At 70.0% G+C, this 19,946-nt stretch carries 22 protein-coding genes; all 22 read right to left on the bottom strand.

Going from position 1 to position 19,946, the window contains the following annotated elements:
• Positions 1 to 113: 113 nt before the first annotated feature.
• The 22 genes from B5F73_RS03470 to B5F73_RS03365 all read right to left on the bottom strand — a co-directional run bounded on the left by B5F73_RS03470 (position 114) and on the right by B5F73_RS03365 (position 19,934).
• Entirely contained in the window at positions 114 to 851 is a 738-nt protein-coding gene (locus B5F73_RS03470) for a TlyA family RNA methyltransferase (protein WP_087226487.1), read from the bottom strand.
• 4 nt (positions 852 to 855) lie between these two features.
• Positions 856 to 1,155 carry an exodeoxyribonuclease VII gene (locus B5F73_RS03465; protein WP_087226484.1) on the bottom strand — a complete coding sequence of 100 codons (300 nt, stop codon included), beginning with the start codon at positions 1,153 to 1,155 and terminating at the stop codon, positions 856 to 858.
• Positions 1,155 to 1,646 carry a transcription antitermination factor NusB gene (gene nusB, locus B5F73_RS03460; RefSeq protein WP_087226481.1) on the bottom strand — a complete coding sequence of 164 codons (492 nt, stop codon included), beginning with the start codon at positions 1,644 to 1,646 and terminating at the stop codon, positions 1,155 to 1,157. Before nusB ends, B5F73_RS03465 begins: the two co-directional genes overlap by 1 nt.
• Before the next feature lie 7 nt (positions 1,647 to 1,653).
• Positions 1,654 to 2,016 carry an Asp23/Gls24 family envelope stress response protein gene (locus tag B5F73_RS03455; RefSeq protein WP_087226478.1) on the bottom strand — a complete coding sequence of 121 codons (363 nt, stop codon included), beginning with the start codon at positions 2,014 to 2,016 and terminating at the stop codon, positions 1,654 to 1,656.
• A gap of 124 nt (positions 2,017 to 2,140) precedes the next feature.
• Positions 2,141 to 2,707, bottom strand: coding sequence for an elongation factor P (gene efp, locus B5F73_RS03450; protein ID WP_087226475.1), 567 nt, complete (start codon positions 2,705 to 2,707; stop codon positions 2,141 to 2,143).
• 98 nt (positions 2,708 to 2,805) lie between these two features.
• On the bottom strand, positions 2,806 to 3,192 hold the full coding sequence (locus B5F73_RS03445) for a DUF956 family protein (protein ID WP_087226472.1): 387 nt from the start codon (positions 3,190 to 3,192) through the stop codon (positions 2,806 to 2,808).
• A gap of 117 nt (positions 3,193 to 3,309) precedes the next feature.
• Positions 3,310 to 4,248: a PTS system mannose/fructose/sorbose family transporter subunit IID gene (locus B5F73_RS03440; RefSeq protein ID WP_087226470.1), complete on the bottom strand. Its 939-nt coding sequence runs from the start codon at positions 4,246 to 4,248 to the stop codon at positions 3,310 to 3,312.
• 18 nt (positions 4,249 to 4,266) lie between these two features.
• Positions 4,267 to 5,079 (bottom strand): PTS mannose/fructose/sorbose transporter subunit IIC, encoded by an 813-nt coding sequence (locus B5F73_RS03435; protein ID WP_087226467.1) that lies wholly within the window; start codon positions 5,077 to 5,079, stop codon positions 4,267 to 4,269.
• Between the two features lie 13 nt (positions 5,080 to 5,092).
• Entirely contained in the window at positions 5,093 to 6,097 is a 1,005-nt protein-coding gene (locus B5F73_RS03430) for a PTS sugar transporter subunit IIB (RefSeq protein ID WP_087226465.1), read from the bottom strand.
• 401 nt (positions 6,098 to 6,498) lie between these two features.
• Positions 6,499 to 7,623 carry a Xaa-Pro peptidase family protein gene (locus B5F73_RS03425; protein WP_087226462.1) on the bottom strand — a complete coding sequence of 375 codons (1,125 nt, stop codon included), beginning with the start codon at positions 7,621 to 7,623 and terminating at the stop codon, positions 6,499 to 6,501.
• A gap of 40 nt (positions 7,624 to 7,663) precedes the next feature.
• The gene (locus tag B5F73_RS03420) at positions 7,664 to 8,782 is read right to left on the bottom strand and encodes a hypothetical protein (RefSeq protein WP_087226459.1); all 1,119 of its coding nucleotides are present in this window, start codon (positions 8,780 to 8,782) and stop codon (positions 7,664 to 7,666) included.
• Complete coding sequence (locus tag B5F73_RS03415; RefSeq protein WP_087226456.1) at positions 8,779 to 9,327, bottom strand: shikimate kinase; 549 nt, start codon at positions 9,325 to 9,327, stop codon at positions 8,779 to 8,781. Before B5F73_RS03415 ends, B5F73_RS03420 begins: the two co-directional genes overlap by 4 nt.
• 78 nt (positions 9,328 to 9,405) lie before the next feature.
• Entirely contained in the window at positions 9,406 to 9,906 is a 501-nt protein-coding gene (locus tag B5F73_RS03410; RefSeq protein WP_087226453.1) for a YqeG family HAD IIIA-type phosphatase, read from the bottom strand.
• 14 nt (positions 9,907 to 9,920) lie between these two features.
• Positions 9,921 to 11,168 carry an endolytic transglycosylase MltG gene (gene mltG / locus B5F73_RS03405; RefSeq protein WP_087226450.1) on the bottom strand — a complete coding sequence of 416 codons (1,248 nt, stop codon included), beginning with the start codon at positions 11,166 to 11,168 and terminating at the stop codon, positions 9,921 to 9,923.
• Between the two features lie 9 nt (positions 11,169 to 11,177).
• Positions 11,178 to 11,591 (bottom strand): Holliday junction resolvase RuvX, encoded by a 414-nt coding sequence (gene ruvX / locus B5F73_RS03400; protein WP_087226447.1) that lies wholly within the window; start codon positions 11,589 to 11,591, stop codon positions 11,178 to 11,180.
• Positions 11,591 to 14,254 carry an alanine--tRNA ligase gene (gene alaS / locus B5F73_RS03395; protein WP_087226444.1) on the bottom strand — a complete coding sequence of 888 codons (2,664 nt, stop codon included), beginning with the start codon at positions 14,252 to 14,254 and terminating at the stop codon, positions 11,591 to 11,593. Before alaS ends, ruvX begins: the two co-directional genes overlap by 1 nt.
• A gap of 125 nt (positions 14,255 to 14,379) precedes the next feature.
• Complete coding sequence (locus B5F73_RS03390) at positions 14,380 to 15,678, bottom strand: AI-2E family transporter (RefSeq protein ID WP_087226441.1); 1,299 nt, start codon at positions 15,676 to 15,678, stop codon at positions 14,380 to 14,382.
• 26 nt (positions 15,679 to 15,704) lie between these two features.
• Positions 15,705 to 16,532 carry a SigB/SigF/SigG family RNA polymerase sigma factor gene (locus B5F73_RS03385; RefSeq protein WP_087226438.1) on the bottom strand — a complete coding sequence of 276 codons (828 nt, stop codon included), beginning with the start codon at positions 16,530 to 16,532 and terminating at the stop codon, positions 15,705 to 15,707.
• Positions 16,522 to 16,893: an ATP-binding protein gene (locus B5F73_RS03380; protein ID WP_087226436.1), complete on the bottom strand. Its 372-nt coding sequence runs from the start codon at positions 16,891 to 16,893 to the stop codon at positions 16,522 to 16,524. Before B5F73_RS03380 ends, B5F73_RS03385 begins: the two co-directional genes overlap by 11 nt.
• Positions 16,893 to 17,456 carry a hypothetical protein gene (locus B5F73_RS03375; protein WP_087226433.1) on the bottom strand — a complete coding sequence of 188 codons (564 nt, stop codon included), beginning with the start codon at positions 17,454 to 17,456 and terminating at the stop codon, positions 16,893 to 16,895. Before B5F73_RS03375 ends, B5F73_RS03380 begins: the two co-directional genes overlap by 1 nt.
• 105 nt (positions 17,457 to 17,561) lie before the next feature.
• Complete coding sequence (locus B5F73_RS03370) at positions 17,562 to 18,881, bottom strand: replication-associated recombination protein A (protein ID WP_087226430.1); 1,320 nt, start codon at positions 18,879 to 18,881, stop codon at positions 17,562 to 17,564.
• A 48-nt stretch (positions 18,882 to 18,929) separates the two neighbouring features.
• Positions 18,930 to 19,934 carry an alpha/beta hydrolase gene (locus tag B5F73_RS03365; protein ID WP_087226427.1) on the bottom strand — a complete coding sequence of 335 codons (1,005 nt, stop codon included), beginning with the start codon at positions 19,932 to 19,934 and terminating at the stop codon, positions 18,930 to 18,932.
• Between the last annotated feature and the right edge of the window lie 12 nt (positions 19,935 to 19,946).

The raw sequence follows: 19,946 nt of genomic DNA, 5'->3' as shown, positions 1-19,946 counted from the left end.
AAGGAAACGCCGAGCGTACGAAACTCGTACACTCGGCGTTGGGGGGACGTCGGGGGACGCGAGAGGCGCTGGGGGTGTCGGGGAAGCGGGACAGGGCGAGAAGGACGGCGCGGCTAGGCGCCCAGGTCGCCACAGAGCAGGTACTCGACGTTGCCCTTGTGGCCGGTGATCGGGCTCTCGCAGGTGCCGCGGACCGAGAGGCCCGCCTCCTCGAACGCCCGCCGGACGCGCCCGAGCGCGGCCTCGCGAACCGCGGCCTCGCGGACCACGCCGCCCTCCCCCACGTCCTCGCGCGAGGCCTCGAACTGCGGCTTCACCAGCGTGAGGAAGGTCCCGCCCGGCCGCAGCAGCTCGAGCACCGCCGGTAGCACCGTGGTCACCGACGTGAACGAGACGTCGCACACGGCCAGGTCGACGACGCCGGGACCCAGGATCGCGGGCACGTCGACGATGTTGGTGCGCTCGAGCAGGCTAACGCGCGGGTCGCCCCGCAGCTCCCAGGAGAACTGCGCGTAGCCCACGTCGACGGCGACCACGGAGGCGGCGCCGTGCTTGAGGAGGCAGTCGGTGAAGCCCCCGGTCGAGCAGCCCACGTCCAGGCAGGCGAGGCCCGCGGGATCCACGCCAAAGGCGGCGAGCCCGCGCTCCAGCTTGAGGCCGCCGCGGCTCACGTAGGCCGCTCGGCCGCGCACGTGCAGGGGGATTCCGGGGGCGACCTGCTCCCCGGGAGAGGTGAGGCGACGGTCGGTCGTGGAGACGTCGCCGGCCATCACCGCGCGCAGGGCCTCGTCGACGGACGAGAAGAACCCCTGCTCGACGAGCTCCGCGTCGAGCCGGCGCCGGCGCGGCATGCGCCTACTGCCCGTCGGCTGCGGGCTCGGGCTCGGCGTCGGGGGCGTTGTCCCCATCGGCCGGCGCGTCCGCGCCCTTCTCGGCCGGTACCTCGACGTCGGCGAGACGGGCCTCCTCCTCGGGCGAGAAGTCGGTAGCGTCCACAAGGCTCACGGCCTTGGAGCCGAGCGCGATCGCCTCGTCGAAGAGGTCGAGCGAGCGCTCCAGCGAGACGTCCTTGTCGCGCACCTGGCCCACGAGCTCGTCCAGGCGGTCGTTGATCTGGCCAAAGGTCTGGTACTGCGAGACGTCGACGCGGGCCATCAGGCCTCCTCCCCCTCGACGGGGTCAGCGGGGGCATCTTCGTCATCGCGCTTGCGGGCGGCTGCCACGACGTCGACGCCGGCCTCGAGGTCGTCGGCCACGCGGCCGAGGATGCCGTTCACGAAGCGGGAGGACTCGTCGGTGCCGTAGGCCTTCGCGAGCTCGACGCACTCGTCGATCGTCACGGAGACGTCGACCTCGTCGACGCTCAGCATCTCGTAGAGCGCGAGGCGCAGCAGGTTGCGGTCCACGGCGTTCATGCGCGGGACCGACCAACCCGTCGAACGCGCCGCGATGACGGCGTCGAGGTCGGGGCGGCGTTCGTCGGCGCCGAGGGCGAGCCGGCGGGCGTAGTCGTCGAGCGGGCCCTGCGAGAGGGCGTACTCGCCGTCGAGGACGTCTAGCACGGCGCGGGAGTTGGCCTCCGCCTGGAACAGCAGCTGGAGGGCCTGGCTGCGGGCGAGGGTGCGCCCGCCGAAGTGAGTGCTCAAGGTGCGGTTACTCCTTGGGGAAGACGAGGCTGTCGATGCAGACGTCGACGGCGGAGACGGAGACGCCGATCTGCTCGGTGACGGCGCGGGCGACCTCGGCGCGGACGTCGGCGGCGAGCTTGGTGAACGGGTAGCCGTAGAAGACGGCGAGGTGCACGGTCACGTGCAGCGCGTCGTCCTCGACGGACGACTCCACGGCCTTCTCGGGCGCGACGCTGCGGCTCGTGAAGACGTTGATCAGGCTGGAGGCGATGTCGTTGCCCCCGACGGAGGCCACGCCCTCGACGCGGCGAGCCGCGATTCCGACGATCGTGGAGACGACATCCTTGGAGATGCCGATGCCAGAGACGAAGAGCTCGCTTTCTGCCATGGAGGACCCCCTTGCTCGGTTCATGCGGTCATTGTCACAGTATACCCGTTGTCCGCCGGGAAGAGCAGCGAGGCCGCCCCGGTCTCCCGGAGCGGCCTCGAGGGCACGTTCTTCTCGCCCGACGCTAGACGCGGCCGACGAACTTGCCGCCGTCGCGGGTGTCGACCTTGATCGTCTCGCCCACGTTGAGGTAGAGCGGGACCTGGATCACGGCGCCGGTCTCGATGGTGGCCGGCTTGGAGCCGCCCTGGACGGTGTCGCCCTTGAAGCCGGGGTCGGTCTCGGTGATCTCCACCTCGATGAACATCGGGGGCTCGACGCCGAGGAGCTCGGTGTCGGCGTAGAGGAGCTGGGCGTTGTCGTTCTCCTTGAACCACTTGGCGTTGTCGCCGATGAAGTCGGCGGAGAGCTCGACCTGCTCGTAGGTCTCGTTGTCCATGAAGTAGAACGTGGCGCCGTCGTTGTAGAGGTACTGCATCTCCTTGGTGATGAGCTGCACGTTCTCGAACTTGGTGCCGGCGTTGCAGGTCTGGTCGATCACGCGGCCGGTCTTGAGGTCGCGGATCTTGTAGCGGACGAAGGCACCGCCCTTGCCGGGCTTGACGTGCTGGAACTCGACGATCGTGTAGTACTTGTCGTTGATCTTGAGGCCCATGCCGTTCTTGAAGTCTGCGGTGCTGATGGTTGCCATGTTGCGCCTTTCCGTCGTGCTCACATACGGGCGTTATTCTAGCACCGGGCGGGCCGTCTGCGCGCAGATTCCATGATGGCCAAAGGACGCGACGGCCCCTAGCCGCGCCGGAAGAGGCGCCGGAACAGCCCCGTGAACCCCGCACGCATGACGCCGAAGAAGGTCGCCGAGCGCACAATCTTCTCGCCGCCGATGTGGTCGCGCACGGCGCGCAGCAGCCTGTGGTTGTTGCGCGCGGAGAACGAGAAGTGCCCGCTCTCCTTGGTGAAGACCGCGAAGCGCGGGATCACGCGCCCGCCGAACATCACCGACGCGTCGATGTGGTCGATCTGGTCCCAGGGAATCTGGATGTAGTCCTCGACGTTGCGCTCGTTGTAGAACTCGAGCGCGCGGTCCCCCACCATCATAGAACCGGTGACGGAGAGACCCGTGAACATGGTCGCGGGGATGGTGAGGTCGACCGTGGTGTTCTGAGACTGGGCCATGGCGGCCCTCCTCCCTGGGAAAGTGCGGGCGAGAATAACGAGGGGCCGCGCCCCCGCAAGACGTCATTGTGACACTTCTTGCGAGGACGCGGCCGCCTGAGAAGAGCGGGCCGAGCCTTAGAGCAGGCCGACGAGGTGACCCACGATGCCCACGGCGAACATGCCGATGATGATGGCGATCGGGGAGACCTTCTTCTTGAGGAGCCAGCAGCACAGCAGCGTCACGCACACGGCGGCGAGGCCGGGGATGAGGCTGTCGAGGTTCTGCTGGAGCGTGGTGACCTTCTCGACCTCAAGGCCGGTGGCGCCGAGCGAGTTGAAGCTGCTCAGGGCGTCGTGGATGGCCTGGGCGACGCCCGAGGAGTCGGCCGTGGCCTGGATGGCCTCCCAGTCGATGTAGGCGCCCGCGGACTGCGTGACCTTGGAGACCGTCGGCGCGAAGGAGATGGACACCCAGCGCTGGACCAGGCCACCGATGACGAACATGCCGAGGATGGAGGCGCCCTCGGTGATCTTGCCCATCAGGCCGCCGGAGAGGTCCTTGGTGATGGAGGTGCCGAGCTTGTAGCCAAACTCCTGCGTGTACCAGATGAACGCCATGCGGATGAGGTTCCAGAGCACGAAGAACAGGATCGGGCCGACGATGTTGCCCTCCATGGCGAGCGACGCGCCGAGCGCGCCGAGCAGCGGGCGGAGGGTGAACCAGAACGCCGGGTCACCGACGCCGGCGAGCGGGCCCATCATGCCGACCTTGACGCCCTGGATGGCGGCGTCGTCGACCGGCGCGCCGTTGGCGCGGTCCTCCTCGAGGGCGAGCGTGACGCCCATGACGGGGGCCGAGACGTACGGGTGCGTGTTGTAGAACTCCATGTGACGCTTGAGCGCCGCGATCTGGTCATCCTTGTTGGGGTAGAGCTTCTTGATGGCCGGGATGATGGAGTAGCACCAGCCGCCGTTCTGCATGCGCTCGTAGTTCCAGGAGCCCTGGAGGAACTGGTGGCGCCAGGCGACGGACATGCGGTCCTTCTTGGACAGGGTTACCTTGTTCTCTGCCATGTGTTCTCTCCTCCCTTCCTACTCGTAGTCGTCCAGGATGTCGCCGAGCGGGTCGCCCGAGCCGGCGGCGCCGGCACCGGCCTTGGCGGCCTCCTTGAGGCCCAGGTAGATGAGGGCCAGGGAGATGCCGATGACGCCGAGGGCGATCAGGGTCAGCTGGGAGATGGCGGCGACGCAGAAGCCGAGCGCGAAGAACGGCCAGACCTCGTTGGTGGCCATCATGTTGATGACCATGGCGTAGCCGACGGCCGCGACCATGCCGCCGCCGATCGTCATGCCCTCGTTGAGCCACGCGGGCATCATGTTGAGGGCGCCCATGACGGCCTTGTCGGGGATGAAGCAGAGGGCCGCGGCCGGGATGGCGATGCGGATGCCCTGCATGCAGATGGCCGCGACCTGCCAGGCCTCGATGGCCGCGAAGTTGCCCTTGGCCGCAGCGGCGTCCTGGGCGTGGACCACGGGGATGGCGAGCGTGCGGACGATCATCGTCAGGAACAGGCCGGCGACGGACAGCGGCACGGCGACGGCGATGGCCGTGGTGATGGCCTCGCCCTGGTCGGCCCCACCGTTGAGGGCGATGACCATGAGGATGGCCGAGGCCACCGAGGCGAGCGCCGCGTCGGGCGCGACGGCGGCGCCGATGTTGGCCCAGCCGAGGGCCATCATCTGGAGCGTGCCGCCGAGGATGATGCCCGCCTCGAGGTGACCGGTCACCAGACCGATCAGGGTGCAGGCCACCAGCGGCTGGTGGAACTGGAACTCGTCAAGGATGCCCTCCATGCCGGCAAAGAAGGCGACGATGACGACAAGGACAATTGCGAAAACCGACATGCTTCCCTCCTTCTTATGCCTGAGCCTGTGCGGCGAGCTCGGACTTGGCCTTGCTCATCATGGCCTCAAAGTTCTCGGGCGAGTCCGCCGGAACCTTGCGGATGTCGAACGTGACGCCCTTGGCCTGGAGCGCCTCGAGGCACTCGACGTCGGCCTGGTCCATGGCGATCGCGTTGGTGACGACGACCTTGCCCACGGAGTGGGCCATGGAGCCGATGTTGACGTTCTTGATGTCCACGCCGCCCTCGATGGCCTTGAGGACGTCCTGCGGGGTCTCGAAGAGCAGGAACGCCTTGGTGGCGCCGAAGCGCGGGTCCTTGGCGACCTCGATCATCTTCTTGATGGGGATGACGTGGGCCTTGACTCCAGGAGGCGCGGCCTGGACGATCATCGTCTTGCGCAGCTCGTCGTGAGCCACGCCGTCGGAGACGACGATGATGCGGTCGGGGTTGATCGCCTTGGTCCACGCGGTGGCAACCTGGCCGTGGAGCAGGCGGGTGTCAACGCGGCAGTGGGCGATCTTGATGTGACCGTCGCCGAGCACGGTGCCGGGCGGGATGGCGCCGGCAGCGGCGGCGGGGGCGGCGGGAGCCGCGGGAGCGGCCTCGGCGGGAGCGAGGTCCTCGGGCTTGATGCAGACGCCGGCCTTGGCCTCGGAGTAGATGGCCTTGGCGACCTCGGCGGCGGAGTCGCTACCCATGCGCTCCCCGTACGCGGAGACGAGCATCGGCAGGTTGAGACCGCCGACGGCGACCCAGTTCTCGTGGCCCTCCTCCCCGAGCAGCAGCGTGACCTGGTTCCAGGGGGTTCCACCCTGGAGGTCGACGAGGAACAGGACCTGGTCCTGGTCCTCGAAGCCGGCGACGGCCTCGAGCAGCTTGGCGCGAAGGTCGTCCGGCCCCATCTCGGGCATGAGCGTCACGGCAGCGACGTTCTCCTGCGGGCCAAAGATCATCTGGCCGGACATCTTGATGCCCTCGGCGAACGTGCCATGACTGGCTAGGACAATGCTAACCACCGCTTACCTCCTTCTCTGTTTCGCGGACCCTTACCGTTACCTGACGAGCGTGTTACAGCGAGGTTACTCTCCACACTTTCTCCCCCGCCGCTCCACGCACCCTCCACATTCTAGTACACCGCACACCGGTGGTCCATCGAATATGGGACCAGTTTCCGCTTTTATGACGCACGGTTCTTCTCGGCCGCACGGTCTCCGTGTCCTGAAAAACGAGGCTGCGGCAGACCAGGTGTGCCGCAGCCTCAAGTTTCAGGACGCTCCCGCACAGAATCGCAGGTCGCGAACACCTGCCCGTGCCGAAGCTTGGATTTTCAGGACACCCTGCGCCGGGCGAGAAGGACGCGCGGGCGAGAAGGGCGCGCGGGCGAGAAGGGCGCGTGGGCGAGAAGGACGAGCGGGCGCTACTCCCCCACGACCACGAGGTCGTGCGTGGAGCGCGTGAAGGGCTCGTAGCCCGTGGCGGTCACGAGGCCGAAGTCCTCCAGACGGATGCCGAAGCGGCCGGGCAGGTAGATGCCCGGCTCGATCGTGACGACCGAGCCCTCGGGGACCGGGCGGTCCCAGCGGCGGTTGAAGTTGGGGTTCTCGTGGATCTGGATGCCCACGCCGTGGCCGAGGCCGTGGCCGAACTTGTCGCCGTAGCCCGCCTCCTCGATCACGCGGGCGGCGACCTCGTGGACGTCGCGGCCGATCACGCCGGCGCGCACGGCGGCGGCGGACTCCTCGTGGGCGCGGCGCACCACGTCGTAGACCGCGCGCTGCTCCTCGCCCGGCTCGCCGACGGCCACGGTGCGGGTCATGTCGGCGTGATAGTCGTGGTAGCCGGCGCCGTAGTCCATGACGATGAGGTCGCCGAGCTGGACGCGGCGCTCGCCGGGCTGGGCGTGGGGGTTCGCGCCGTTGGGGCCCGAGGCGATGATCGTGCCAAAGGAGAGGGCGTCGGCGCCGTGGGAGAGCATGTAGTTCTCCAGCTCGACGCGAATCTCCTGCTCGCTCATGCCGACCTTGATGAACTCGCAGATGTGCGCGAAGGCCTCGTCGGTGATCTCCTGGGCGCGGCGCATGAGGGCGACCTCCTCGGCGTCCTTGACCATGCGCAGGTCGCAGATGTCGCCGTGCAGGCGCGGGGTGAGGCAGGCCACGCCGGCGCGGGAGAGCTCGACGAGAAGGTCGTCGTAGAAGGCGAGGTCGCAGGTGTCCTCCACGGCCGCCACGCGAGCGCGCTCGGCGGCGAGGCGCGCGGCCGCCCACGCGGCCGGCGTCGTGACCTCCATGTCGAGGGTCCAGGCGCTGTCCGCGCCCAGGCGCTCGACGAAGGTGTTGTAGTAGCGGGAGTCGGTGTGGAGCCACTGGCCGGTCGCGGTGATCACCGCGGTGTGGGCGACCTCGTCGTCGAAGGTGCGCTCCGCGCCGGTGAGCCAGCGCAGGTCGGGGTTGTTGCGCAGGATCACGGCGTCGTAGCCGCGCTCCGCCATGAGCTCGCGCAGGCGCGCCACGCGCCCGGCGCATGCTGTTGCATCTGCCATGTTTGCATCCTTTCTCGAACGCGTACGGGGGTAGGGGCTGCTAGGGCTGCGGGCGGGAGGCGCACCAGGCGCCCGTGTGCTCCTCGATGAGCTCGTCGGTCATGACCGCGAGGCGCACGCGGCCGAGCGCGCGCGGGACGGCGAGCATGAAGCGGCTCGAGCGCAGGAAGCGCTCCTCGCGGATGCGCGCGGCGAGCGCGTCGGCGTCCACGGGGACGGAGGTCGTGGGCAGGCCCAGGCGCTCGAGCACCTCGTCGACCGCGAGCATGTCGTCGATCGAGAGCGTCTCCTGCGCGACGCCCAGGCGCGAGGCGAACCTCATGCCGTCGGCGAGCGCCGTGGAGCGGCTCACCGCGCCGCCCGTGACCGAGACGAGCGCGTCGGCGAAGGTCGTCCCGAACTCGAGGGACTGGCGCAGGGCGGCCGAGGTCGCCGAGGAGATCCTGCCGCGGCCCTTCAGCGTCTCCTGGAGCTGGGTGACGAGCGCCGCAACGTCGCCGGCGGCGAGGTCGTCAGCGGCGTCCCAGAGCTTGCCGAACGCGCGGTCGGAGTCGCACATCGCCGTCTGGACCATCAGGGCGAAGGCGAGCCGCGTCTCCTCGCTCGCGGGGTCGAAGTCGACGAGGTCGAGGTCGATCATCGTGTAGCGCGCCGTCGCCTCCTGCGCGAGGATGCGCTCGAGGCCCGCCGCGTCGAGCGCGCGCGGGGTCGTCGCCGCCACCACCGCGCTCTCGAGGTCGAGCGGGACCTCCGCGAGGCGGGTGCCGCCGCACCAGGACGAGCAGGCGAAGGAGGCGACCGAGAGCGTCTCGAGGCCGCCCACCGCCAGCACGATGTCGTCGGCCGTGATGCGGGCGTCGCGCAGCATGGTGCTCAGGCGCTCCACCTCGGAGAGGTTGCAGCCGACCTCCCCCAGGGGCAGCGCGCTCACCCTGAAGCCCTGGTCGCAGAGGTTGTCATGGAGGACGCGCACGGCCTCTTCGGGCGCCGCGGCCTCGTGGACGAGCGCGCACGCGTGGGGCCTCCCGGCCGCGGACCTCAGTATGCTCGGGAACTCGGACAGGATGCCCGCCCCCACGCGCAGGTCCATGCTCGTGCCGCGCACGACCACCCACTGTCGCGCGGAGCGCGCCGGAGTGTCCTTCTCGCCGTCGCTCACAGAAGCCCCCTCTCCCAGAGCAGCTGCCCCGACTCGAGGGCGACCTGCTCGAACGTCTTGTTGCGGATGTCGATCGTGATGTCTGCGGCACGCTGGTAGAGCGGGCGTCGTCGCCGGTAGACCTCGGCCGCCGCGCGCTCGTCCGCCCCGAGGTCGGGACGGAGGTCCGGGCGCTGGATCTGGCGCAGCGAGTCGGAGAGGTCGCCGTCGAGGTAGACGACGACGCCCATCTCGTGCATGAGCTCGAGGTTCTCGGGGCGCTCGACGATGCCGCCGCCGCAGCTCACCAGAAGCGACTTGCGCGCGGCGAGCTTGCGCAGCTGCGCGGTCTCGGCCTCGCGGAAGCGCCCCTCGCCCTCGGTCTCGAAGATCTGCGCGACCGAGGCGCCGAGCGCGCGCTCCACCAGGCGGTCGGTGTCGACGTGCGGCCGGTGGAAGAGCCCACCCAGGTTGCGTGCGAGCGTGGACTTGCCGGCACCGAGAAAGCCCACGAAGAAGAGGTGGTCGCACCCCTCGTGAACGACGTATCTCGGATCGTGCGGCAAGACCTCTCCCCTCTCGTGTGCGTACCGAGAAGAGATTCTACTCGATAACCGCGCGAGGGGGCGCCCCGGACGGCGGCGCTACTCGCCCTCGAAGGCGACGCCGCGCAGGGCCAGGCGCTCGAAGACGCGGAACACGTGCGTGTACCAGAGGTCCTTGCGCGACTGCGGGCGCACGAGGATCGTCCGGACGCCGGCGAGGTTGCCGGCGGCGACGTCGGTGAAGACCTGGTCGCCGATCATGACGGTCTCGCCGGGCACCGCGCCCATGAGCCGCATCGCGCGCACGAGCGCGAACGGCAGCGGCTTCATGGCGTGGTCGACCACGTCCATGCCCATGCGCTCGGCGCTGGCGCGCACCTGCGAGGAGTGGAAGTTGTTGGACACCAGGCACAGGCGCAGCCCCGCCTCGCGGGCGCGCTCCAGCCACGCCATGACCTCGGCGGGCGGCTCGTGCGCGTCGCGCGGCACGCAGGTGTTGTCACGGTCGAGAAGGACGAGGCGCACGCCGTCGGCGACCAGGTCCTCGACGCTCACCAGAGGCAGGCTCGCCACGTAGCCCGTGGCACGGAACAGTCCCATCGCTCAGCAGCCCCCTACGAGTACGCCTGCATGTGCTCGTCGTAGGTCTCCGAGAACTGCTCGGTGTCCTGCGTGATGTAGAAGTAGTAGTAGTTGGTGTCGGCGGGCTCGCAGGCGGCCTGGATGGAGGCGAGGCTCGGCGAGCAGACCGGCGTGGGCGTGAGGCCCGCGCGCAGGTTGGTGTTGTAGGGGTCGTCGAGCGTGTTGATCTCCTCGGCCGTGGCCGCGCGCCCGAGCGAGTAGGTCAGCGTCGCATCGCTCTGCAGGCGCATGCCGTCGCGCAGACGGTTGTAGAAGACGGAGGCGACCTTGGGACGCTGCTCCTCGGTCACGGCCTCGCGCTCCACGATCGACGCCATCGTGAGGACGTCATTGGCGTCGAGCTCGATCCCGTAGCGCTCGGAGAGCGACGCCGCGGCGGCGGAGAGGTCGAGCGAGCCGACCTCGGCCTGGTACTGATCGAGCATCGCGCGGATCACGGTGTCGGCGGTGACCGTCTCCATGCCGGAGAAGTCGTAGGTCTTGGGGAAGAGGTAGCCCTCGAGGGAGTCCTCGTGCGCGCCCTCCAGGAAGGGGTAGTCCGCCACGTAGTTGGACGCCTTGGCCTGCGCGAGGAAGTCGTCGGCGGAGATGCCGAGGGCGTCCTGGGCGGCCTGCGCGATCTGGCTCACCGTGTAGCCCTCGGGAACGACGACCTGGGCCGTCGAGGCGTTGGGGCCGCTGGTCAGAAGCTCGATGATCTGCGTGTCGTCGGTGCCGGCGATGATGCGGTACGAACCGCTCTTGAGCGCGGACTCCGCCTCGGTGCGGCGGACCTCGGAGAGGAAGGCGCTCTGGTCGGAGATGAGGCCGTTGTCGGCGAGGATCTGGGCCACCGCGGCGGCGCCGGAGCCGTCGGGGATGGTGATGGTGACCTCGGTGCCCTCCTCGGCGAGCTGCGCCTGCTGCCCCCCGTCGCCCCCCGTGAGACCGGGGACGAGCACGAAGGCCGCGATGGCGGCGAGCGCGATGGCGCCGACCACGGCGAGCGCCGCCAGCGGGAAGCGGCGGCCACGGCCTCCCCGCGGGTCGCGCGGGCTGTGCGATCCGGCGCGGCGCGTGGCCGCGGCGGTGCGGCTCGAGACGCGGCCGCCGGCGAGCGCCGAGCGGGGCGCGCTCGCACCCGACGCTGGCTGGGGGGTGGTCCGGGTGGCGCGCGGGGCGGCGCCGTTCGAGAAGTGGGAGCCCCCGTGCCTGGGGGACCTGCCGGTGGGTGTGGCCATCGTGCCCTTTCAGGTCTGCCTGGCGTCGAGCCAGGACTGCAGGAACAGTGAGGCGGCGACCATGTCGACCTTTCCGCGCATGGCGCGCTCCGAGAGGCCCTGCTCCCTCAGGATACGCTTAGCCTCGGCCGACGAGAGGCGCTCGTCGGCAAACTCCAGCGGAAGTCCGCAGGATTTGGCGATTCTCTGCGCCTGCTCCCTGATGCGGTCGGCCTGGGGGCCGTCCTCCCCCGCCAGGGTGCGGGGAAGCCCGCAGACGAGAAGCTCGGGCTCCCAGTCCTCGAGGATCCGTCGGAAGGTGACGGCGTGGGCGAGGACCTCGGCCGCGGGGAGCACGCAGACGGGCGAGGACACGCGAGCGTCGGGATCGCTCACGGCGACCCCGACGCGCACCTCGCCTATGTCGAGCGCGAGGACCCTCACTAGATCCCGAGCGCCGCGCGCGCCGCGTCGAGCGCGGCGTCGATGCCGGAGGCGTCGGAGCCGCCGGCCTGGGCCATGTTGGGACGCCCGCCGCCGCGGCCGCCCACGAGGGCGGAGATCTCCTTGATGACGGAGCCCGCGGCGAAGCCGTGCTCCACGGCCCCGTCCGTGCCGCCGGCGAGAAGGGCGACCTTCCCGTCGGGCGTGGCGGACGCGATCACGCAGGCCACGGGCTCGCCGTTCGCCGCGTCGCGGATGCCGTCCCAGGCGGAGCGCAGGTCCTTGCCGGAGAGCCCGTCCAGGCGCGCGACGACGACCTTGTAGCCGTCGAGCTGGACCGCGCCCTTGAAGGCGTCGGCGACCTTGCTCGCGCCGGCGCCGGTCGTGGCGGCCTCGAGCGCCTTGCGCGTCTCGCGCAGCTCGGCCTGCAGGGCGGCGACGCGCTCGGCGACGTCGTCGGGGCGGCACTTGAGCTCGTGGGCCACGCCGTCCAGGGCGAGCAGGCGCTCGTCCACGTACTCGATCGCGCCCATCGAGGTCACGGCCTCGATGCGGCGAGCGTTGGAGCCCACGGAGCCCTCGGAGACGATCTTGAAGAGGCCGAGGTCGGCGGTGTTGCGCGCGTGCGTGCCGCCGCAGAGCTCGCGCGAGAAGGGCGCGTCGGACTCGCCGGTGGAGACGACGCGCACGACGTCGCCGTACTTCTCGCCAAAGAGCGCGACGGCGCCGGAGGCCTTGGCCTCGTCGATGCCCATGACGCGGGTCACGATGGGCTCCGCGGCGAAGATCTGGGCGTTGACCATGCCCTCGATGCGGGCGAGCTCGTCGGCCGTCACGGCCTCGAAGTGGGTGAAGTCAAAGCGCAGGCGGTCGGGGGCCACGAGCGAGCCGGCCTGGGAGACGTGGTCGCCCAGGACCTGCTTGAGCGCGGCGTCGAGCAGGTGCGTGGCCGTGTGGTTGCGGCGGATCAGCTCGCGGCGCCCGGCGTCGATCGACGCCGTGACCTCGTCGCCCGCGGAGAGCGCACCCTCCTCGACGACGCCGACGTGCACGTAGAGCCCGCCCTTGACCTTGGTGTCGTTGACGCGCAGGCGCGCGCCGGAGGCCGTCGTCAGGACGCCGGTGTCGCCCACCTGGCCGCCCATCTCGGCGTAGAACGGCGTGACGTCGAGGACGACCTCGACCTCGTCGCCGGCCTCGGCGCGCTCGACCTCGACGCCGCCCGCGACGATCGCGAGTACGCGCGCGGCGGCCTCGTCCTGGTCGTAGCCGCAGAACTCCGTGGCGTCCAGGCGGTCGTCGAGCGCGGTCCAGACGTCGTTGAAGCTGCCCCAGGCGTCGCGGTTGGCGCTCGCACGGGCACGCTCGCGCTGCTCGTCCATGCAGGCGTCGAAGGCGTCCATGTCGACGTCATGGCCGGCCGCCTCGCAGATCTCGCGCGTGAGGTCGATCGGGAAGCCGTAGGTGTCGTGCAGCTTGAAGGCGACCTCGCCGGGGAGCGTCGCGCCCTCCGCGAGCCCCTCGAGCTCGGCGGCGAGCAGCTCCTCGCCGGCGTCGAGCGTGGCGCCGAAGCGCTCCTCCTCCGCGGCGACGATGCCGTCGATCAGCGAGCGGCTCTCCACGATCGCCGGGTAGTTGTCGCCCATGAGCTCGCAGATCTTCTCGACGTAGGCGCCCAGGAACGCGCCCTCGATGCCCATGAGGCGACCGTGGTAGACGGCGCGGCGCAGGAGGCGGCGCAGGACGTAGCCGCGGCCCTCGTTGCCCGGCAGGATGCCGTCGCCGATCATGAACGTGACGGCGCGGGCGTGGTCGGCCACGATGCGGAGGCTGCGGTCGCGCGCGGCGTCGGTGCCGTAGGCGTGGCCGGAGAGGCGCTCGCCCACGCCGATGAGCCCCTGCAGCAGGTCGCCGTCGTAGTTGGTGGACTTGTGCTGCATGATGGCCGCGATGCGCTCGAGGCCCATGCCGGTGTCGATGTTTCTGTGCGGCAGCTCCGGCAGCGACCCGTCCTCCTGGCGGTCGTACTGCGTGAAGACGAGGTTCCAGAACTCGAGGTAGCGGTCGCAGTCGTCGCAGCCGGGGCCGCAGTGCTCGCCGCCGCAGCCAAACTCCTCGCCCTGGTCGAAGTAGATCTCGGAGCAGGGGCCGCAGGGGCCGGTGGGGCCGGCGGCCCAGAAGTTGTCCTCCTCGCCCAAGCGGGAGATGTGGTCGTAGGGGACGCCCTGCTCGTGCCAGAGCTCGATGGCCTCGTCGTCGTCCTCGAAGACGGTCATGTAGAGGCGCTCGGGCGGCAGGCCCAGGTGCTCGGGGGCGGTGATGAACTCGTAGGCCCAGGCGATGGCGTCGGCCTTGGAGTAGCCGCCAAAGGAGAAGTTGCCGAGCATCTCGAAGAAGGAGAGGTGCGTGGCGTCGCCGATGTTGTCGATGTCGTTGGTGCGCAGGCACTTCTGGCAGGAGCAGGCGCCGATCTCGGGCATGGTGCGCTTGCCCTGGTAGTACTCCTTGAACTGGTTCATGCCCGCGTTGGTGAGCAGAAGCGACGGGTCGTCCGGCACGAGCGACGAGGACGGGTACAGCTTGCAGCCCTTTGTCTCGAAGAAGCGCAGGAAGTCCTCGCGGATCTGGGCGGTGGTCATGGTCTTGTAGTCGGCGGTGCTCATGTGTCTCCCTCAGTCGGGCGGTTCTTCTCGCGTAAACAACCGTCCTAGTATAGCGCGTGCGCGACAACGGCGAGAAGGACCGTCTTGTTCACACCCTGACGGGAGAGGCGTGCGGAAGCCGCGCGCTACTCCGCCGGGGCGTCGTCCTTCTCGTCCGGCTTGGCGGCCGCGCCCTTCTCGGCCTCGCGGGCGGCGTGCAGGCGCGAGAGGCCCGCGAGCAGGCGGGAGCGCTCGATGAAGGTGTCGTCGTCGAGCGCGTCGAAGGTCGGGCTGGGCCCTCCCTCGGGGGTGGAGTACGCCGTCCCGCCAAAGAAGGCGCCGTCGGGCGAGACGAGCTGGCGGCTGGTGCGGCTCTCGAAGTAGTAGACGAAGAGGCCCTTGATCGCGGCGGTGAGCGGCACGGCGAGCACCATGCCCACGGCCCCGCCCAGCGCGCCGCCCGCGACGATGCCCACCAGCGAGAGCGCCGGGTGGATCTTGACCGCCGACTGCATGACCAGAGGCGACAGCACGTTGTCGGTGACGTTTTGGGCCACGACCGTGATGACCAGCGTCCACAGCGCGCAGACGGGGCTCACGAAGAGGCCGAGAAGAACCGCGGAGACCGAGGAGAGCATGGGGCCCACCACGGGGATGAAGTGCAGGACGAACGTGGCGATGCCGAGCAGGCCGGCGTAGGGGTGGCCGATGAGGGCGAGCCCCGCCGCGACCATGAGGCCGTTGGCCAGCGAGGTGATGAGGGTGCCGCGCATGTAGCCGCCCACGGAGCGGGAGAGGACGGCGAGGCTGAGCACGAGCTCGTCGTCGTACTCGGGACCGGCGATCACGGCGAACTCGCGCATGATCTTGGGGTAGTCGAGGGCGAACCAGTACGCGAGGATCAGCGCGAGGAAGATCGTCACGAAGTGGCCGGCGATGTCGGTGAGGCTCGTGACCAGGCCCGTGGAGAGCTGGCGCGCGAGGTCGGAGGCGAGGCTCGAGCCGGCGTCGACGAGGACGTTCACGAAGGAGTTCACGGCGTTCTGCACGTTGCCGCTCGCGGAGCCGAAGGTGTCCCAGAACGTCTCGAGCGCGGCCTGCGCCTGGGTGAAGTAGGACGGGACGTTGCGCAGGAGCGTGACCAGCTCGCGCAGAAACGGGCCCATGAAGAGCGCGACGACCGCCACGATGGCCGCGACGACCACCACGAGCGAGATGAGCGCCGCGGCGCCCCTCGGGACCTTGCGGTCCTCGAGCCGGTTGGTGAGCGGGCTGCAGACGTAGCCCACGATCGTGCCCACGAGCAGGAGCTCGACGGCCTGCCCGATCACAGCGAGCCCGCGCACCGCGAGCAGGAAGACCAGGGCGGCGCCCACGATCGTCCATGCCACGGTCGCGCGCAGGCGCCACTTCTCGTATCGTGCCGCGCGCGGCTTTGCCGACATCGGGCCTCCTCAGCTGTCCGGGGCGCCTAGGCGCCCATGACCCCCTCGGGGTCGATCTTGTCCTGAATGCGCCGGAGCGTCCTGCGAAGCAGGCGCGAGACCTGCACCTGCGAGACGCCCATCCGCTCGGCGATCTCGACCTGCGTGAGGCCGTCGACGAAGCGCATGCGGATGACGTCGCGCTCGCGCGGCGAGAAGTCCGCGATGGCCTCCTCGAGCACGATGCGGTCGTCGGAGGCGGCGAGGTCGGCGTCCTCGGTGGCGTAGTGGTCGATCACGGAGGGGGCCTCGTCCTCGTCGGAGGACCCGCCGCCCTCGAGCGGCACCGAGCTGTAGGCGCTCGACGACTCCATCGCCTCGAGCACCTCGTCGACCGAGACGCCCAGGCGCTCGGCGATCTCGGCGACCGAGGGGCTGTGCTGCAGCTCGTTGGTCAGCTCGTCGGTCGCCTGGTTGACCTTGGCGGAGAGCTCCTGCAGGCGGCGCGGCACGCGCACCGACCAGCCCTTGTCGCGGAAGTGGCGCTTGATCTCGCCCATGATCGTGGGCGTGGCGTAGGTGGTGAACTCGAGCCCGCGGTCCGGGTCAAAGCGGTCGATGGCCTTGATGAGGCCGATCGTGCCCACCTGGACGAGGTCGTCGAGCGACTCCCCGCGGTTCTTGAACTTGGAGGCGAGGAAGCGGACGAGGTTGAGGTGGCTCATGATGAGCTGGTCGCGCGCCTCGGCGTCTCCCCCCTCCTTGTAGCGTCTGAAGAGCTCCCGCGTGCGGTCCTTGTCCCAGGCGACGCGCCCCTGGGGCGCGCGGCGCGCGGGACGGGGCGCGGCGTGCTCGGCGCGGGCCCTACTCGTCATCAGAATCGCCGGTCGAGCGCAGGAGATGGAGCCTGGAGCCGTCCTCGGAGAGCGAGAACTCGTCGCAGAGCGCGGAGAGCAGCACGCGAACCAGCTCGACGGAGTCGTCGGACGGGTCTGCCTCGCCGAGCGAGAAGTCCATGCCCACGGAGCCCTCGCCGAGCGAGAAGCCCACCTCCACGAACTCGGGGCGCGTCGCGCAGGCGTAGACGAAGCCCTCGTCGGCGATCATCTTGACGTCCTCGACGTCCTCGACGCTCTCGATGCCCGCGGTGAAGGCGAGCGCCGCGGCGCTCATGCGCACCGAGCGGGCGAACGCGGGGTCGGCGGGGACGCGCAGCAGCACGTGCTTCTCGTCCATCAGGCCTCCTCCTGGTCCTTCTCGCCCGCGGGCTCGTCCTGGGCGGCGGCGGGCGCGGTGATGTCGCCGTAGTCGACGTAGCGGGTGGGCGCCTCGGGCTCGGGCTTGGACTCGGGCGCCGTCTGCTGGGTCTGCGGGAGCGCCGCGGCCTCGTCGGCGGACGAGCCGCCGCGCAGGCGCGACATCACGCCCGCGACGCCGGTCGCCGCGCTCTCCGCGACGCCCTTGACGGCGTCGGTGACGGTCGACGCGGCGCCGGAGACGGACGAGACGTCCTCGAGGATGCCGTTCACCCTGTCGAGCGACACCGTGGCGCCGCTGACGGCGACCTCGGTCTTCTCGAGCAGCGGGGTCACGTGCTTGGCGGCGGGCTCCAGCTCGTCCATGAGGCCGTCGAGCTTGGCCACGACGGGCTGCGCCTGCTCGATCACCTCGCGGGCGGAGCTCGTGAGGGTGCTCACGTCACGACGCGCCGAGCGCATGGTGAGGGCGACCTCGACCACCGCCCAGATGCCCACCAGCACCAGCACGATCAGGACAATCGGAAGAATAGCCTCTGTCATTGCGCCCTCCTCGGGACGTGGAATCACGGGCGTGCAGCCTCTAGCCTTACATTCTACCCAACCGGGCCACCCTCTTGCTCGGGGCGCCCGGCAGGCGAGGCGGCGCTACTCCTGCGCCTCGGCGCGGTCGCGACCGATGGCCTCCTCGCGCCAGGCCTCCCAGCCCCGTCCGCTCGGATGGTAGAAGCAGCCCCGCTCGAGGCCCTCGGGCAGGTAGCGCTGCTCGACCCAGCCGCTCGGGTAGTTGTGCGGGTAGAGGTAGGGGCCGTACTCGTCGGAGCCGGGGCGGTGACGGTCGCGCAGGTGGTTGGGCACCTCGCGGCGGGGACCGCGGCGGACCTCCTCGAGGGCGGCGTCGATGCCGGCCTCGGCGGCGTTGGACTTGGGCGCGAGCGCGAGGTAGGTGGCGGCCTGGGCGAGGTTGATGCGGCACTCCGGCATGCCGATGACCTCGGTGGCGCGGAAGGCGGCGTGGGCCACCAGCAACGCCTGCGGGTCGGCGTTGCCGATGTCCTCGGAGGCGCAGATCATGATGCGGCGGGCGATGAACTTGGGGTCCTCGCCGGCGTCGAGCATGCGGGCGAGCCAGTAGAGCGCGGCGTCGGGGTCGCTGCCGCGCATGGACTTGATGAACGCCGAGATGATGTCGTAGTGCATGTCGCCGGACTTGTCGTAGGCCAGGCCGCGGCGGGGGTTGGCCTCGAGGACGTGCTCGCGCGTGACCCTCGCCGGCGAGCCGTCGTCCTTCTCGTCCACCATCTGGCTCGCGAGCTCGAGCGAGGTCAGGGCCGCCCGGCCGTCGCCGCCGGCGAGGGTGACGATCTCGTCCTCCGCCTCGGGCTCGAGCTCGAAGGCGCCGGCCAGGCCGCGCTCGTCGGCGAGGGCGCGGCGCAGCAGCTCGCGGATGGAGTCGTCGTCGAGGGGCTGGAGCTCCACCACACGGCTGCGGCTGATGAGCGCCGAGTTCACCTCGAAGTAGGGGTTCTCGGTCGTGGCGCCCACGAGCACGACCGTGCGGTCCTCGACGGCGTGGAGCAGCGCGTCCTGCTGGCCGCGGTTGAAGCGGTGGATCTCGTCGACGAAGAGAATCGTGCGCCGGCCGAGCGAGAGCAGCCGGCCGCGCGCGGCCTCGATCTCCCGGCGCAGGTCCTTGACCGTGCCCGTGACGGCGCTGACCTCGACGAACTCGGCATGCGTGGTGTTGGCGATGATGCGCGCGAGCGTGGTCTTGCCGGTGCCGGCGGGGCCGTAGAGGATGACCGAGGAGAGCGTGTCGTGCTCGATGGCGCGCCTGAGCCAGCTGCCGGGGCCCACGGCCTGCGCCTGCCCGACGAAGCCGTCGAGCGTGGTGGGGCGCATGCGGGCCGCGAGCGGCGCGTTCTCGTCGCGACGGGCGTTCTCTATGTGGGTGAAGAGCGTCTCCATGGGGGCGATTGTACGCCAGTGGGGCGGTGAGCCGCGCCGTCGGCAATCCTACAGGTTGTCGGCCACGAAGGCGTCCACCGTCCCCCAGTAGAGGGTGGGGTCGGTGCTGGCGGAGAGGCCGTGGCCGGCGCCCTTCACGACGAGCTTCTCCTTCACCGCGCTCGCGCAGGCGTCAAAACACTCGTCGAGCATCGAGAAGGGCACGAAGGTGTCGGCGTCCCCGTGGATGAAGAGCATCGGCACGCTCGCCGACCGCAGGCTCTCCACCGCGGAGGCTGCCTCGAAGGTGTAGCCCGCGCGGAGCTGGCACGCGAGGTCGGCGGCGTTCAGGATCGGGAAGCTCGGCAGCCCGAAGACGTTGCCCAGCTGCAGCTCGAACTCGTCCCACACGCTCGTGTAGCCGCAGTCCTCCACGATCAGGCGGACGTTGTCCGCGAGGCCGTCCATGCCGGACGCCATCATGACCTCCGCCCCGCCCATCGAGGTGCCGAAGAGCAGGATCTTGGCGTCGGGGTCGGCGGCGACGATGTCGGACACCCAGCCGACGAGGTCGCGCGCATCGCCCCAGCCCATCTGGATGAGCCCGGCGTCCTCGTTGCGCTCGTGACCGCGCGCGGCCGGCATGAGCACGTCCATGCCGAGCTGGGAGAAGTGGTAGGCGTACTTGGCCATGTCCGCGGGCTTGCCGATGTAGCCGTGGCAGACCACGGCCCAGGTGTGGCCGTCGGCGTAGGCGCCGCCCTCCGCGCCGGGGAGGTGCCAGCCGAGCAGCTCGGTCCCGTCGTCAGCCGTGTGCGAGACGCTCTCGCGCTCGGCGTCGAACCAGGAGGCCGCCTCGTCGGCATAGGCCTCGTCGAGCTTGGGCGCCTCGGCGTAGTCGAGGCCGTCGACGTTGCCGGCGCGCATCGTGCTCGCCATCGAGAACTCGGCGTGCGGGTTCAGGGCAAAGTCCACGAGGAAGTTGCCTGCCAGCGCCAGGCCCGCGAGCAGCACGACGACCACCGCGGCAACGACCGCGACGACGATCCGCCTGGTTCTTCTCGACAGCGTCATGCACTCCCCTTT

This window comes from Olsenella sp. An270 (genome assembly GCF_002159735.1).
Lineage (GTDB): Bacteria > Actinomycetota > Coriobacteriia > Coriobacteriales > Atopobiaceae > Thermophilibacter.
Note: the sequence above shows the minus strand (reverse complement) of the source record. Positions and strands in the feature narration are given on the sequence as shown.

Coding starts and splice junctions, on each gene's coding strand:
- B5F73_RS03470 (WP_087226487.1), bottom strand. CDS start 851: ATGCCGCGCCGGCGCCGGCTCGACGCGGAGCTCGTCGAGCAGGGGTTC.
- B5F73_RS03425 (WP_087226462.1), bottom strand. CDS start 7,623: ATGGCAGATGCAACAGCATGCGCCGGGCGCGTGGCGCGCCTGCGCGAG.
- B5F73_RS03465 (WP_087226484.1), bottom strand. CDS start 1,155: ATGGCCCGCGTCGACGTCTCGCAGTACCAGACCTTTGGCCAGATCAAC.
- B5F73_RS03445 (WP_087226472.1), bottom strand. CDS start 3,192: ATGGCCCAGTCTCAGAACACCACGGTCGACCTCACCATCCCCGCGACC.
- B5F73_RS03410 (WP_087226453.1), bottom strand. CDS start 9,906: ATGGGACTGTTCCGTGCCACGGGCTACGTGGCGAGCCTGCCTCTGGTG.
- B5F73_RS03365 (WP_087226427.1), bottom strand. CDS start 19,934: ATGACGCTGTCGAGAAGAACCAGGCGGATCGTCGTCGCGGTCGTTGCC.
- alaS (WP_087226444.1), bottom strand. CDS start 14,254: ATGAGCACCGCCGACTACAAGACCATGACCACCGCCCAGATCCGCGAG.
- mltG (WP_087226450.1), bottom strand. CDS start 11,168: ATGGCCACACCCACCGGCAGGTCCCCCAGGCACGGGGGCTCCCACTTC.
- B5F73_RS03455 (WP_087226478.1), bottom strand. CDS start 2,016: ATGGCAGAAAGCGAGCTCTTCGTCTCTGGCATCGGCATCTCCAAGGAT.
- B5F73_RS03375 (WP_087226433.1), bottom strand. CDS start 17,456: ATGACAGAGGCTATTCTTCCGATTGTCCTGATCGTGCTGGTGCTGGTG.
- B5F73_RS03380 (WP_087226436.1), bottom strand. CDS start 16,893: ATGGACGAGAAGCACGTGCTGCTGCGCGTCCCCGCCGACCCCGCGTTC.
- B5F73_RS03440 (WP_087226470.1), bottom strand. CDS start 4,248: ATGGCAGAGAACAAGGTAACCCTGTCCAAGAAGGACCGCATGTCCGTC.
- B5F73_RS03390 (WP_087226441.1), bottom strand. CDS start 15,678: ATGTCGGCAAAGCCGCGCGCGGCACGATACGAGAAGTGGCGCCTGCGC.
- B5F73_RS03385 (WP_087226438.1), bottom strand. CDS start 16,532: ATGACGAGTAGGGCCCGCGCCGAGCACGCCGCGCCCCGTCCCGCGCGC.
- B5F73_RS03370 (WP_087226430.1), bottom strand. CDS start 18,881: ATGGAGACGCTCTTCACCCACATAGAGAACGCCCGTCGCGACGAGAAC.
- B5F73_RS03435 (WP_087226467.1), bottom strand. CDS start 5,079: ATGTCGGTTTTCGCAATTGTCCTTGTCGTCATCGTCGCCTTCTTTGCC.
- efp (WP_087226475.1), bottom strand. CDS start 2,707: ATGGCAACCATCAGCACCGCAGACTTCAAGAACGGCATGGGCCTCAAG.